General features: G+C 45.7%; 14 protein-coding genes. All 14 read right to left on the bottom strand.

All coding sequences use genetic code 11. From position 1 onward, the window contains the following. Window positions 1–4: 4 nt before the first annotated feature. Genes BLV33_RS02635 through fliM form a run of 14 tightly spaced genes read right to left on the bottom strand, consistent with a single transcriptional unit; the run spans window position 5 to window position 14,182 of the window. Window positions 5–466 (bottom strand): chemotaxis protein CheW, encoded by a 462-nt coding sequence (locus tag BLV33_RS02635; RefSeq protein WP_090788033.1) that lies wholly within the window; start codon window positions 464–466, stop codon window positions 5–7. Window positions 467–490: 24 nt separating this feature from the next. Further along, window positions 491–2,575 carry a chemotaxis protein CheA gene (locus BLV33_RS02630; protein ID WP_090788031.1) on the bottom strand — a complete coding sequence of 695 codons (2,085 nt, stop codon included), beginning with the start codon at window positions 2,573–2,575 and terminating at the stop codon, window positions 491–493. Between the two features lie 48 nt (window positions 2,576–2,623). Continuing rightward, on the bottom strand, window positions 2,624–3,715 hold the full coding sequence (locus BLV33_RS02625) for a protein-glutamate methylesterase/protein-glutamine glutaminase (RefSeq protein WP_090788029.1): 1,092 nt from the start codon (window positions 3,713–3,715) through the stop codon (window positions 2,624–2,626). Window positions 3,716–3,752: 37 nt separating this feature from the next. Next, a complete protein-coding gene (locus tag BLV33_RS02620; protein WP_090788027.1) occupies window positions 3,753–4,622 on the bottom strand; it encodes a MinD/ParA family protein in 870 nt (289 codons plus the stop codon). After that, the gene (gene flhF / locus BLV33_RS02615; RefSeq protein ID WP_090788025.1) at window positions 4,615–5,919 is read right to left on the bottom strand and encodes a flagellar biosynthesis GTPase FlhF; all 1,305 of its coding nucleotides are present in this window, start codon (window positions 5,917–5,919) and stop codon (window positions 4,615–4,617) included. Before flhF ends, BLV33_RS02620 begins: the two co-directional genes overlap by 8 nt. Next, window positions 5,916–7,949, bottom strand: a complete 2,034-nt coding sequence (flhA, locus tag BLV33_RS02610; RefSeq protein ID WP_090788023.1) for a flagellar biosynthesis protein FlhA — start codon at window positions 7,947–7,949, stop codon at window positions 5,916–5,918. Before flhA ends, flhF begins: the two co-directional genes overlap by 4 nt. Window positions 7,950–7,971: 22 nt before the next feature. After that, window positions 7,972–9,063 (bottom strand): flagellar biosynthesis protein FlhB, encoded by a 1,092-nt coding sequence (gene flhB / locus BLV33_RS02605; protein WP_090788021.1) that lies wholly within the window; start codon window positions 9,061–9,063, stop codon window positions 7,972–7,974. Between the two features lie 2 nt (window positions 9,064–9,065). Continuing rightward, a complete protein-coding gene (fliR, locus tag BLV33_RS02600) occupies window positions 9,066–9,851 on the bottom strand; it encodes a flagellar biosynthetic protein FliR (RefSeq protein ID WP_171908985.1) in 786 nt (261 codons plus the stop codon). 13 nt (window positions 9,852–9,864) lie between these two features. Further along, window positions 9,865–10,134, bottom strand: a complete 270-nt coding sequence (gene fliQ / locus BLV33_RS02595; RefSeq protein WP_090788019.1) for a flagellar biosynthesis protein FliQ — start codon at window positions 10,132–10,134, stop codon at window positions 9,865–9,867. Window positions 10,135–10,168: 34 nt separating this feature from the next. Then, window positions 10,169–10,939 (bottom strand): flagellar type III secretion system pore protein FliP, encoded by a 771-nt coding sequence (fliP, locus tag BLV33_RS02590; RefSeq protein WP_090788017.1) that lies wholly within the window; start codon window positions 10,937–10,939, stop codon window positions 10,169–10,171. After that, window positions 10,936–11,535, bottom strand: a complete 600-nt coding sequence (locus BLV33_RS02585) for a flagellar biosynthetic protein FliO (protein ID WP_139305674.1) — start codon at window positions 11,533–11,535, stop codon at window positions 10,936–10,938. The genes fliP and BLV33_RS02585 overlap by 4 nt, the downstream gene beginning before the upstream one ends. A gap of 4 nt (window positions 11,536–11,539) precedes the next feature. Then, window positions 11,540–11,902 (bottom strand): response regulator, encoded by a 363-nt coding sequence (locus tag BLV33_RS02580; protein WP_090788013.1) that lies wholly within the window; start codon window positions 11,900–11,902, stop codon window positions 11,540–11,542. A 29-nt stretch (window positions 11,903–11,931) separates the two neighbouring features. Beyond that, complete coding sequence (fliY, locus tag BLV33_RS02575; RefSeq protein ID WP_090788011.1) at window positions 11,932–13,194, bottom strand: flagellar motor switch phosphatase FliY; 1,263 nt, start codon at window positions 13,192–13,194, stop codon at window positions 11,932–11,934. Then, a complete protein-coding gene (fliM, locus tag BLV33_RS02570; protein WP_090788009.1) occupies window positions 13,184–14,182 on the bottom strand; it encodes a flagellar motor switch protein FliM in 999 nt (332 codons plus the stop codon). Before fliM ends, fliY begins: the two co-directional genes overlap by 11 nt. Window positions 14,183–14,211: the final 29 nt, after the last annotated feature.

The following is a 14,211-nucleotide window of genomic DNA, read 5'->3' as shown; positions in this document are numbered from 1 at the left end:
GAGGTTACTCTCCAATTCCTTCAAGCTGTTGAATTTCACTTTTATCCAGAACCCTCTCCAGATTAAGCAGCACAAGCAGCCGGTTTTCACCCACACGCGCTATACCGTCCAAATACTTGGCTTTGATCCCTCCGACAATTTCCGGCGGCGAGTTAATCTCATCGCTGTCCAGATCAATGACATCGTTAGCCGAATCTACGATAAGGCCTACTTCGTACTCCTCTGCAGAGACAATGATAATCCTTGTATTGTCATTGTATTCTGCAAGTTCCAATCCGAATCTAGCTCTTAAATCGATAATAGGAACAACAACACCGCGAAGATTGATGACTCCATTAATAAATGCAGGCACTTTAGGAACCCGCGTCATCGGCTGCATGCGTTCGATCGTTCTTACTTTATCAACTTCGACGCCGTATTCCTCACTGCCAAGAGCAAATACAATTACTTTCTTCTCTTCTCCCATGGGAAATCCTCCTAGAATGGTAGTTTACTTGATCAGTGCATTCGTATCGATAATGAGCGCCACTTGGCCGTCTCCCAATATCGTCGCGCCCGAGATGGCGAACAACCCTGTCAAATAATTTCCTAATGCCTTTAAGACAATTTCTTGCTGGCCAATAAATTCATCGACCATTAATGCAATTTGCTTATCTCCCTTGCGAACGACAACAATCTCGATCTCCTCTTCGGCCAGATCGTTATTATTCGGTACACCGAATAATTGGCTCAAAGAGACCAGGGGAATGATAGATTTGCGGTAATCTATCATGGGATTGCCCTGAATATGGCGAATTTGGCTCTGCGGGATGGCCGAGGTTTCGACGATGGAAGATAATGGAATTGCGTATTTCTCCCTGCCGAGTCGGACGAGCATAGCCGAAATGATAGATAAAGTAAGCGGCAGTTGCACAGAAAACTTGCTCCCCAAGCCCAGCTTGGACTCTACCTGTACATGTCCTCCAAGCGTATGGATTTTGGTCTTCACTACATCGAGCCCGACACCGCGCCCGGAAATATCGGATATTTTATCGGCGGTGCTAAAACCGGATTCAAAGAGCAATTGGTATACTTCAGCATCATCAAGCTTGCTTGCTTGCTCCTGGCTGACAAGACCATTTTTAATCGCTTTTTTGAGCACAATATCACGGTTAATGCCTTTGCCGTCATCTTCGATTTCAATAAATACGTGATTGCCGCTGTGGAAAGCGCGGAGCTGGATCGTGCCCGTCTCTTTTTTGCCGGCAGCCTGACGTTCTTGAATCGATTCGACACCGTGGTCTATAGAATTGCGCAGCAAGTGAACAAGCGGATCTCCGATCTCATCAATAACAGTGCGATCCAATTCCGTATCGGCGCCGGAAATGACCAGATCGACTTTTTTGTCCAACGATTTGGCTAAATCGCGAATCATCCGAGGAAAACGGTTGAATACGGAATCTACCGGGACCATCCGCAGCTTCAGCACGATGTTTTGCAAGTCACTGCTGACCCGGGACATGTGCTCAACGGTTTCTGTCAGATCGTTGCGTTTAACTTCACTTGCAAGCTGCTCCAATCGAACTCGGTCAATCAACAGCTCGCTAAATAAATTCATTAAGGTGTCGAGCCGTTCGATATCTACCCGAATCGTACGGTTCGCTACCGGAGCCCCTCCAGATGCTGCAGCAGCATTCGGTCTGGGTACACCCGCATCTGCTGCAATGGATCCCGGCTCTTCCAAGACTGCTGATTGAGATGTAGCCGCCATTTCTTGAATCGCTTTCGCAGCTTCTGTCTCTGAGTCCGGAAGTGAATTACGGACCATTTCACCCATAGTATTCTTATCCACGGCAAGAATCATTGCCGATTCAATTTCGGACACGTTCAATATGTGTTTTTCCAGTTCATCCTTATCCACTTTGGAAATATAAAAGACGGAAAAAGAACGGTCAAACTTCTCTTGCTCGATATCCTGTACCGAAGGTGTAGATTTAACGACCTCTCCCATTCGCTCCAAAGTGTCGAATACCATATAAGCTCTTGCCGCTTTTAATACACAATCCTCACGTACTGCTACTTCTATGTAAAATACAAGAAAACCGGATTCAATGGATTGCTGAAGAATGGAAAATTGATATTCATCCACTTCAATGCCTCTAGAGGTTTCCTTCTCGGGAGTTTTTGCAGAAGTTTTCACTGCTCCGCTTAGATAGTCCCCAGTAACAATGGATACCAGGGAAGCGACGATGTTCGTAATATCGGCCTTGCCGGTTCCTCCCTGGATAATATCTTCAACCATCGATTCCAATGAATCCAAGCTTTTAAAAATACAATCGATGATGAATGAATTCATGGTGATCTTGTTGTTGCGAACCAAATCAAGTACATTTTCCATTTCATGCGTTAATGATGCGATATCATCAAATCCCATTGTCGCTGACATCCCCTTAAGGGTATGTGCGGATCGAAAAATGCTCTGAACAATGCTGATATCGTTTGGATTGTTCTCCAAACTAAGCAGATTTTCGTTCATAGCCTGTAAATGCTCTCTGGATTCATCGATGAACATTGATAGATACTGATTCAGTTCCAAACCTGCACACCTCCATATCGAGTTGTATCTTGCCTGCAAGACACTTGTTTATGTTAAAACTGCTTTTACCAGCATGGGAGCTATGTCCTGCTGGACAAGGACATGCATAGCAGCATTGAGCTCAACGGCCGCTCTGGGCATTCCATAGACAATACAGGATTCTTCCGCCTCGGCAATCGTAGTCGGTACACCCGATTCCCGCAAAGCCAGCATCGCTTTGGCTCCGTCACTTCCCATCCCTGTCATGAGAGCGATGTGTTTTTGTAAATCATTTAAGTCAAGCAAAGATTCGAACATCACATCTACGGAAGGGCGATGACCCGACCGAGGCTCTTCTTTGGACAATTGAATCCGATAATCCATAGCTGCATCCCGGTGGACTGTCATATGATATCCCCCGGGAGCAATATAGGCAGAAGCAGTTTGGAGAATATCTCCATCCTGCGCCTCTACGACCTTGATTCGGCAAACATCATTCAGGCGCTGCGCCAATGACTTGGTAAAGTTGGGCGGCATATGCTGCACGATCAGGATGGGGGCAGGAAATCCTGCCGGTATTTGAGTAATCACCTGATGCAGAGCCCTCGGCCCCCCCGTGGATGTACCGATGGCAACCATATGCTTGAATTTCGTTGCGCCTTCCTGAGGAAGGGCAGGTAAGCTCGAAGTATTCTTGATCGCGATTTGCGGTTTTGCAGCTGGTTGGGGAATTGAATCATTCGGCCCAGGCAGCTTTACTCTGGATTTGACGGCAAATTGCAGCGTCTCATGAAGCTGCTTCTTCACTTTGTACAAATCCATGGAAACCGAGCCTGAAGGCTTGCAGATAAAATCAAAAGCTCCGAGCTCCAAAGCCCGAATGGTTTCGGAAGCTCCCTCTTGCGTCAATGAGCTGAGCATAACGGTAGGAGTAGGCTGCTCGGCCATAATTTGCTGCAAGGCGTCCAGACCGTTGAGCACAGGCATCTCCACATCCAAAGTAATGGCATGGGGCTTAAGAAGCTTCACCTGTTCAACGGCTTCCTTCCCATTTTTGGCTGTACCGACTACTTGAAACTCAGGATGTTCCGTAATTAAGTCGCTGATGATTTTACGCATAAAGACGGAGTCATCCACTACAAGTATGCGATAAGATGCCAAGTTCATTTCCTCCTTTTGCTCTTGAATCATGATGGTTTCATTTGAGTAGTTTCATCATTTTGCTCAGAAAGCCCTTAATTCCCGCATGATGGGAGTCGCCTTGCTGCTGACCTGCGATGAATCGGTCGACTAACGAATGAATGTCCTTGGAAGCTGCCGAATTCGGAAAGGCAATCGTAAACGGAATTTGCTTTTTGACCGCCTTGGATACGCTGTTGTCATCATCCACAAAGCCAAGTGTGGGGATATCAATATGCAGGAACTGCTTGGCGACCAAGCTGATTTTGTCGGCAGTATGTTTGCCCTCTTTAACATCAGTTACGCGATTGATGACCAAAGTAAAAGGAACCTTATGCCCCATCGAATTCACCATTTTGATGATTGCGTAGGCGTCCGTTATCGAAGTGGGCTCCGGAGTGGTCACGACGATGGTTTCCTCGGCTGCCAAAATGAATTTCAAGGTTTCCTTCGATAATCCGGCACCGGTATCGAATATGATAAAGTCCACATAGCCGCTCAGTTGATTCACTTGATTAGCAAAATAATCCAGCTCATCATCTGTCAGTCTAAGCAGATCGTTGAAGCCTGAACCGCCTGCAATAAATTCGAGATCGTTATGGCCCTTCTGGATAATCTCCCAGATCGTTTTTTCCTTTTTCAGCAAATGATACAAGCTGTACTTGGAAGAAACGCCCATCAACACGTCGATGTTGGCTAGACCGATATCTGCGTCAAACACCAGCACTTTGTAACCGCGAGACTGAAGCGTCAGGGCAAAGTTAAGCGTGAAGTTGGATTTTCCCACACCGCCCTTACCGCTGGTCACCGTGATGACTCTGGTCTCTCTCGTGCCGTGTTCATTTTGAATTTGTACCAGATTCCGCAAGCCTTGTGCCTGATCAGTCATGAGAGGACGCCTCCAATAACAGATCAATGATATGCTTTTCATTCATTTCAGAAATATCATCGGGTACGCTTTGGCCATTGGTCACATAGGAAAGCTGCAAGGAAAAATCATGAATCAAATTCACAATGGAACCGTAAGTGTCCGTTTCGTCCATCTTGGTGAACAGCACTTTATCCAGCTTGAATTTATTGAAATTGTTCGTTATGGCTTTCATATCCTTATATTTGGTTGTCAGACTTAACACTAGAATAGTTTCACTGTTTCCTTGCGTCTTAAGCAGCGCATTCAATTCCGATACATACATTTCATTGCGGAAATTCCGGCCTGCTGTATCCATGAAAATCACATCGCAAGCTTCCAGCTGGCGGAATGCTTTGGTAAAATCCTGCGGTGAGAACACGACCTCTATCGGAACATTCAAGATGGTTGCATAGGTTTTCAGCTGCTCGATGGCGGCTATTCGATACGTATCCGAGGTAATAAAACCGACCTTGCGGTGATATTTCAGCACTTGCTCCGCAGCCAGCTTGGCAATGGTCGTGGTCTTTCCCACTCCGGTAGGTCCTACAAAATGGACGACTCTGGTTTCGCTTGAAATTTGTTTGTTCGACTCCGACTGAAACAACTCGATAAGCTGCTCCCTTATGGAGGAATATGCGGATTCTTCAGTCACCGCTTCTCCGCTGGTCAGAGCATCCTGCATGGCCCTGTCCATCATTTGCTTAACGAGTGGATAGTCTACTTCCTGCTCCAGCAAACGCTGCTCCAAGCGAAGCAGCGGTTCAGGCAAAGCATCCTCATCCTTGCCGGTACTCGAGAGCTTCCTCATCATTTCCTTCATCTGCTTGATTTCTTCCAGCAGAAGATCTTCCTTTAATTTAACAACTCCGGTCTGAGGTGAATAAGCAGCTGCAGCTGCGGCGTTGGTCACTTTGGAAGCAGCCGGGGCTTGTTCTTTTTTCGCCGAAGAGTAGGTTTCCAAGACATCCGGCACATCGGGAAAGTCAGAACGATGCTCTTGCTCCAATACGGCAACTGGCGGCGTTAAATGACGAGCAGTGGCTGCAGCTGTAGTTCTCACGGTATGTGAGGATCGGGTTGCAGCCGCTGAATGATTCGCACCGCCGCTTGTATCGGTAGCGGCTAAGACCTCGATCCTTTTTTTGCCGAAAAGCCCTAAAAAACCGCCGGAACGAATTTCTTTGGTGTTTAGAATAACAGCATCCTTGCCCAAATCACTGCGTATTTTTTGCAGAGCATCCGGCATTGAATCGACTACATAGCGTTTCACTCTCATAGATTGACAACTCCCATGCTTTGAATTTCTACGCTTGGTTCCAGTTCACTATAGGATAAAACCGGAATATCCTGCATGGTTCTTTCCAGAAGCTGTCTAAGATACATGCGTATGGTTGGAGATGTGAGAATGACTGGCTGCTGCCCGGACTGAATTAATTTGCTTACCTGCTCGCTGACTCGATGAAAAATAATTTGGGAAGAGGAAGGATCGAGCGCTAGATAGCTTCCTTGGTCGGACTGCTGAACGGAATCCGCAATTTTCTTTTCCACGGAAGGTCCGACAGTAATCACTTTTAGTGAATCACCGATGGAAGTGTACTGCTGAGTAATTTGTCTGGATAAGGCTTGTCTCACATATTCTGTCAAGATTTCAGGATCCTTGGTGTAGCCTCCATAATCGGCTAATGTTTCCATGATGCTGACCAAATCACGTACGGAAATTTTCTCTTTAAGCAGCTTGGAAAGTACTTTTTGGACATCGCCTACGGATAATATCGTCGGAATTAGATCATCGACAAGCGCTGGATAAGATTCACGCACGTTCTCCACCAGGGCTTTGGTTTCTTGACGGCCTAACAGCTCGTGGGCATGCTTTTTAATAATTTCAGTCAGATGGGTTGCCACAACCGAAGGCGGATCTACGACCGTATAGCCGGACAGCTCCGCGCGCTCTTTGGTGATGTCATCAATCCATATGGCAGGCAATCCAAAGGCCGGTTCGGTCGTTTCGATACCAGTTATGGAATCATCATCTATGCCGGGGCTCATGGCCAAGTAGTGGTTGAGTAACAATTCGCCGCGAGCTACTGTGTTGCCTTTTATTTTGATGATATATTCGTTTGGTCTAAGCTGAATGTTATCCCGAATGCGAATGACGGGAACGACAATTCCGAGCTCCAGCGCACACTGTCTGCGAATCAGGATGATTCGATCCAGGAGATCCCCTCCCTGCTGGGAATCAGCCAAAGGAATAAGCCCGTAGCCGAACTCGAATTCTATCGGATCTACCTGCAGAAGGCTGATGACACTCTCCGGGCTTCGCACTTCTTCAATCTGCTGCTCCTCTACCAGTTGTTCCTGCTGCACGGCTTTGCGCTGCAGGTTCTGCTGCATTCTCATCGCGGAGAAGGTTAAAACTCCGGCGATCGGAAACGTGGTAAACCAGTGAATCGGTGTAAAAAGACCCAGAAGCACCAAGGTGCCGGATACGATATAAAGCAGTTTGGGCTGTGAGGTAAGCTGCATGGTGATGTCTTGTCCCAAATTACCTTCCGAGGAAGCGCGCGTGACAATGATACCCGCAGCTGTTGAGATGAGAAGCGCCGGTATTTGGCTCACCAGCCCGTCACCTATGGTCAGAATGGAGAAGGTTTGCAAAGCTTCCATGATGGGCATGCCTTTCATTGTCATCCCGATGATAAGTCCGCCCAAAAGATTAATGATGAGGATGATGATCCCCGCTATGGCATCCCCTTTGACGAATTTACTCGCACCATCCATGGCTCCATAAAAATCAGCTTCTCGCTCGATTTTTTGTCTGCGTTCCCTGGCTTGATTTTCGTTGATCAACCCGGCATTGAGATCCGCGTCAATACTCATTTGTTTGCCGGGCATCGCATCGAGCGTAAATCGGGCAGCGACTTCCGCAACCCGCTCGGAACCTTTGGTGATCACAATAAACTGAACCAGGACAAGAATCAGGAAGACGACGAAGCCAACCACGATATTGCCCGCTGCCACGAATGAACCAAACGTTCTGACCACGTTGCCGGCTTCGGCATTAGCCAGGATATTTCTGGTTGTCGAGACATTGAGCGCAAGTCTGAAAAGGGTTGTAATGAGCAAGAGCGAAGGAAAGATGGAAAACTGTAATGCTTCATTCGTATTCATGGCAACCAGGATGATCAACAGGGCTAGGGAAATATTGATAATCAATAAGAAATCCAATAAAAAGATAGGTACAGGCACAACCATCATCAAAACGATTCCAATGATCCCTATCAACACAACCAAATCTCTCAGTTTCATAATGGTGTACCTCCTCCTCTCTTCAACTTGTTCGACCTTTTACTTTATATACATAGGCCAGTACTTCCGCGACGGCTTGGAATAGATCTGCGGGAATGGCTTCCCCGATTTCAACCTGTGCGTATATCGCTCTGGCCAGCGGTTTATTTTCCATTGTCATAACACCATGTTCTTTGGCGATTTCTTTCATTCGAAGTGCGATATAGTCCTTCCCTTTAGCCAGCACTACGGGTGCCTGCATCCGGCCTGCCTCGTATTTCAACGCAACCGCGAAGTGGGTCGGATTCGTGATGATTACATCGGCCTTGGGCACTTCCTGCATCAAGCGCTGCATGGCCATCTGCCGCTGGCGTTGGCGGATTTTTCCTTTGATTAAAGGATCGCCCTCTGATTTTTTATATTCGTCCTTGATGTCCTGTTTCGACATCTTGATGCTTTTTTCAAACTCATATTTCTGATAAATAAAATCAAATATCGCAAGGACGATGAGAATGAATCCTATTTTTACTCCCAGCGATAAAGTAATCGAGGCAATATAGGTGAAGGTTTGCTCCAGCGGAGTGTGTGAAAGTGCCAAAAGCTTTTCTTTTTCACTCCATAAAGTGCTGTAAACCACATAACCGATAATAGACAGCTTAAGAAAGGATTTGAGAAAATCGATGACCACTCTCATGGAGAACAATCGCTTGAAGCCTTCTATCGGATTAATTTTGTTAAACTTCATCATAAGCGGATCGCCCGTGAACATAAAACCAATCTGTAAATAATTTCCCAATATCGCAATAACCAGGGTAATGATCATAATCGGCGCCAGTAAAAACATACCTTGAATGACCAAATTGCTGAAAAGCACCTGTATATTTTCCACGGTAACATTCATGGTCAGTTCATTCAGGAGAACATGCCTGAACATATTGACCATCTTATCTTTCATGTAGCCGCCAAATAAATAAAAGGAGAAAAATGCAAAAAATAAGATAAAGGCTGCGGGCAATTCCATGCTTTTTGCAACCTGGCCCTTTTTACGGGATTCCTCCCTTTTCTTCGGAGTAGCAGATTCCGTTTTCTCTCCGGCAAACCATTGAAGATCCAGCTGCAATCGAAACTGGGACACGGTTAACCTCCTAAAGATATAAGCCTCATCAATTTATAGATGGAATCCTCGATCGTGACAAACAAGCCGTGAAACATTGTAATCAGCTCAGGGAACACAATAATGATGACCATAAAACCAAGAATCATCTTGAGCGGAGCTCCCACTACGAAAACATTGAACTGTGGAGCTACACGAGTCAATAAACCAAGTCCTAAATCGGTTAGGAACATGACAGCAATAACAGGCGCTGCCAATTGAAAAGCCAGGTAAAACATGGCGGAAAAGGATTTAAACAGAAACTCCGAAATTTGACCGTTGTAGATTCGCGCGAACAGCTCGTTTTGAATCGGAATCCATTGGTAGCTTTCAATGATGGCGCGAATTAAAAAGTGATGTCCGTCAAAAGCCAAAAATAACAGCATCGCTATCATATACTTCAGGTTGCCTATCATCGGAGCAGATGCCCCGGTCATGGGATCAATGACATTGGCAATCCCAAAGCCGATCTGAATATCCATGAACGAACCAGCTGTTTGCACAGCGGTGAAAAACAGATAAACGAGAAATCCGAGCAGCACGCCAACCAATATTTCTCTAAGGATCAATAGCACATATTGCGAATCCATTGGAACCGGATTACTGGTGCCAAGGATGGCAAAGATGATGAAAGTCATAAATACGGAAAAGCCGATTTTAAATGTGATAGGCACATTTCTTGAAGAATATACCGGCACTGTGACAAAGAATGCGGTTATTCGACAAAAGATAAGCATGAGATTAGGCCAAACCAGAAAGAATTGCTCCATGCTCCTTCACAACCTAACCGACAAATTTGTAAAGGTTGTTCAGCAAATTATAGGTGAAATCAACCAACGAATTGAGAATCCAGGGACCAAATATCAATATGGAAAGCAAAACGGCTACGATTTTGGGAACAAATGCAAGCGTCTGCTCTTGAATTTGTGTGGTTGCTTGAAAAATACTGATGATCAGACCCACGACCAAGCCAATCAGCAGCATCGGGGCGCTGGCCTTGAGCACCGTGTAGACAGCCTCACTGGCAATTTTGATAACAAACTCCGAACTCATTAGGGAGACCTCCGTCTTCTAGGGCCATTCATGGTTATGTACTGTAGCTCAGGAGCAAGGACTTCACGACCAGATACCAGCCATCTACCAAAATAAACAGCAGAATCTTGAATGGAAGTGAGATCATAACGGGCGGCAGCATCATCATTCCCATGGCCATTAAGGTACTGGAGACCACCATATCGATGACCAGAAACGGGATGAAAATCATAAATCCCATTTGGAATGCGGATTTCAATTCACTGATCGCATAAGCCGGAACAATGGCTGTTATCGGCGTATCTTCAATTCCCTTAGGTTTGGGAGCCTTCGTATAATCCAGAAACAGCATTAAGTCTTTTTCACGCGTATGACTATACATAAATTTTTTAATCGGCAGCGATGCCTGCTTCAAGGCTTCTGTTTGATCTATGGTTCCTTTGAGAAACGGCTGCAGCGCAGTTTGGTTAATTTCGCCAATGGTGGGCGCCATAATAAAGAAGGTCAAGAATAAGGCCAACCCGACCAATACCTGATTCGGCGGCATTTGCTGCGTTCCGAGCGAGGTACGGACAAAACCAAGGACGATGACAATACGTGTGAAGCTGGTCATGAGTACAAGGATGGAAGGCGCGATACTTAACACCGTAAGTAAAAGCAGAATGGTGATTGTGCTTGAGGCTCCGCTGGATCCGCTTGAGCCTATGTTGACACTGATTCCCGGAATCGGATTATTCGGATTCGTTTGGGCTGCGAAGGTCGATCCACCAAAGCACAATGAGCATAAAAACAAAAGCAAAATGAGTGCTAAAGTACGTTTCTTCATTTATCATTCAACCGATCCTTTTGTTTTTGATCCGATAGCCATTCTTCCACATTTTTGTTCCGAGTTGTAACCCGCTGCAGCTTATCGTGAAACACCTGCTGGAAGGATGAGGTAATTTCGACCTCCTCCTCAATTTCCCTTTTGCTGCCACGCAGCTTTTCGATCCATTTGCCCACGGATAGAAAACTTGCTTGATCCGATTGAGCGGAAGTCAGCAGCTCCGTCACATAAGCAACCTCCTCGGGATCATCAATTTTCTCCAGCATTTGAATGTTTTCCCCTACCCCTACTACAAAAAGGGAGTGGCCGATCTCAACGATTTGAATGGATTTGTTTGTGCCCAGCGGAACACCGCCGAGGGAGCGAATCGATCTTCCAAATGGTGAATATTGATTTTTTTTGGCTAAAAATCTAATTAGCACAAAAAACAAAGCAATAATCAATATAAGAAAGAACATCACTTGTCCAATCATTTTGATCGTATCAAAGGTTCCTGTGATCGCGAGACCCGGATCTTGGGGTTTATCTGTTTGGGCGGCCAAACTCACACTGCTTACTGAAAACAAAAAGATGAAACTGCTGATTGCGATCCTCATCTTCTTATCCCAGAGTTTTCTTGATTGCTTCAATAACCCGGTCTGCTTGAAACGGCTTCACGATAAAGTCCTTCGCTCCAGCTTGAATAGCATCGATAACCATCGCTTGCTGCCCCATGGCGGAACACATAATCACCTTGGCATTAGGTTCCAGCTTTTTGATTTCTTTCAGAGCATGGATTCCATCCATTTCAGGCATTGTAATATCCATGGTGATCAGGTCAGGCTTCAATTCTTTGAACTTCTCAATGGCTTGTGCCCCATCATTGGCTTCACCGCAAACCTCATATCCGTTTTTTGATAAAATGTCACGGATCATCATTCGCATAAATGCAGCATCATCCACAATAAGAATTCGGTTTGCCATTAATAAACAGTCCTCCTAGATATAGTAAGTTATTGTAGCTTCTGAATTCGTTCCCACTGATTTACAATATCTGTGACCCGAACCCCAAAGTTTTCATCGATGACAACGACCTCGCCTTTGGCAATCAGCTTATTGTTGACCAAGATATCAACAGGCTCACCGGCAAGCTTATCCAGCTCTACGATGGAACCTTGGGACAACTCAAGGATATCTTTGATTACCTTTTGCGTCCTGCCCAGTTCTACGGTGACCTTCAGCGGTATATCCAGCAGCAAGCCAAGATTGGTTTCATCGGTATGCGCAGCTGGACCGGATTGCAGATTGCCGAATTGAACGGGTTGTACGTTGACGTTGCGGTTTGGCATTTCTCCGTAGCCTGGAGAAGGCTGCTGGTACATGGGCTGCTGCTGGGGCGGATATATAGGTTGGCCCATGGGGGGCTGCTGATACATAGGTTGTTGATACATGGGCTGCTGCATCGGCGGTGATTCAAACGCAGGCTGCACAAGCGGTTGCGGCGCTTTTGGCGGCTCTTGATACACCGGTGCTTCTGCTGTGTATTCTTCAGATACGCCAAAAGCTGAGATTTCCGATTCCGAAACACTACCCATTAGAATCGATACCATTTCTTTGGCGAATTTAACGGGCACGAGCTGCATGATGGTTGAATCGATCAGGTCACCAATAGTCAGATGAAAGGATATCTTGATAAATACTGCTTCGTCAGGCAGCGATCCCTTGCCTTTCGACAAATTCATGATATCTATGCCAGGCGGTGAAATGTTGACAAAGCGATTAAAAATGGTAGACATTGAGGTAGCGGAAGAACCCATCATTTGATTCATAGCTTCTTGTACCGCACTGATATGGATCTCGTCCAAATCCTCCTGACCGCCGGTTCCGTCTCCGCCCATCATTAAATCTGCAATGACTTGAGCGTCCCGTGTTTTGATCACGAGCAGATTGGTGCCGTTAAAACCATCCACATAATTCACATGAACCGCTACATGAGGCTTTGGAAATTCCTCTTCAAGCTCATCTCTGGAAATAATGGAAACCTGTGGAGTTGTAATATCTACTTTTTTACCGAGCAAAGTTGATAAGGCTGTCGCAGCGCTACCAAATGTGATATTGCCGATTTCTCCAAGCGCATCCTGCTCCAAAGAAGTAAGGAAGTCTTCCACTCTTGAAGGCAAAACAGAAGGATCAGAATCCTGCATATCGTCATCTGAAGATTGCTTTAACAGGGCATCAATTTCTTCTTGAGACAAATAATCTTTATTATTCGTCATGCTCTTCTTCTCCTTCATGAACAATCTCAGTAATTTGGACGGCCATTTTGCCCTTTACCGTCCCTGGACTGCCATAGTATTTAAGCTTTTCGCCAACTTTGATCTGCAAGGGATCTTCCGTTGATTTGAGCAGCGAGATCACGTCACCTGGCATCAGTCCCAAAAATTCACGAATCGTAATTTCCGTACTTCCAAGTTCAGCAATAATCGGGAGTTTGGCTTTGGTAAGCCGGGACTGGAGTGCTTCCACTTCCTCGGGTGCTCTTGTCTTTTTCTGAGAGACAAACCAATGATGTACGGATAACCTCGGCATGATGGGTTCAATGACGACATGAGGGATACATAGGTTAATCATCCCGGTCGTGTCTCCAATTTTCGTGCTGAGAGATATGAGGGCGATCGTTTCATTGGGAGAGACAATTTGCATAAATTGTGGATTTGTTTCCAATGCTTCGAGCCTTGGCGAAATATCGATGATGGTTTTCCATGCCTCCTGCAAGCTGTCAAAAGCTCTGCTAAAAATTCGTTCCATCACGATAGTTTCAATTTCGGTTAATGAACTGATTTTTGTTGGAGACGTGCCGGTACCGCCCAGCAATCGATCCAGCATGGCAAAGGCTACGTTAGGATGAACTTCGAGAACCATTCGACCCTCTAAAGGTTCTGCTTCAAAGATGTTCAAAATGGTCATCTTGGGGATCGAGCGAATAAATTCGTCGTAAGGCAATTGTTCCACTTGAACTACACTTATTTGAACGAAGGTTCTAAGCTGAGCAGAAAAATATGTCGTCAAATATCGCGCAAAGTTCTCATGGATTCGAGTCAAGCTTCGAATATGATCCTTGGAAAAGCGTACCGCCCTTTTAAAATCATAAGATCGTACCCTTTTCTGCGTATCTTCCTTTTTGAGCTCTTCCGCATCCATTTCACCTGAAGACAAAGCAGCAAGCAAAGCATCGATCTCATTTTGCGATAATACATCAACCATTTGAGTCACCTCCTTAAGCAAGTTCTAAA

The organism is Paenibacillus sp. GP183 (assembly GCF_900104695.1).
Lineage (GTDB): Bacteria > Bacillota > Bacilli > Paenibacillales > NBRC-103111 > Paenibacillus_AI.
The sequence above is the reverse complement of the archived record's forward strand: the minus strand, read 5'-3'. Positions and strand labels throughout refer to the sequence as shown.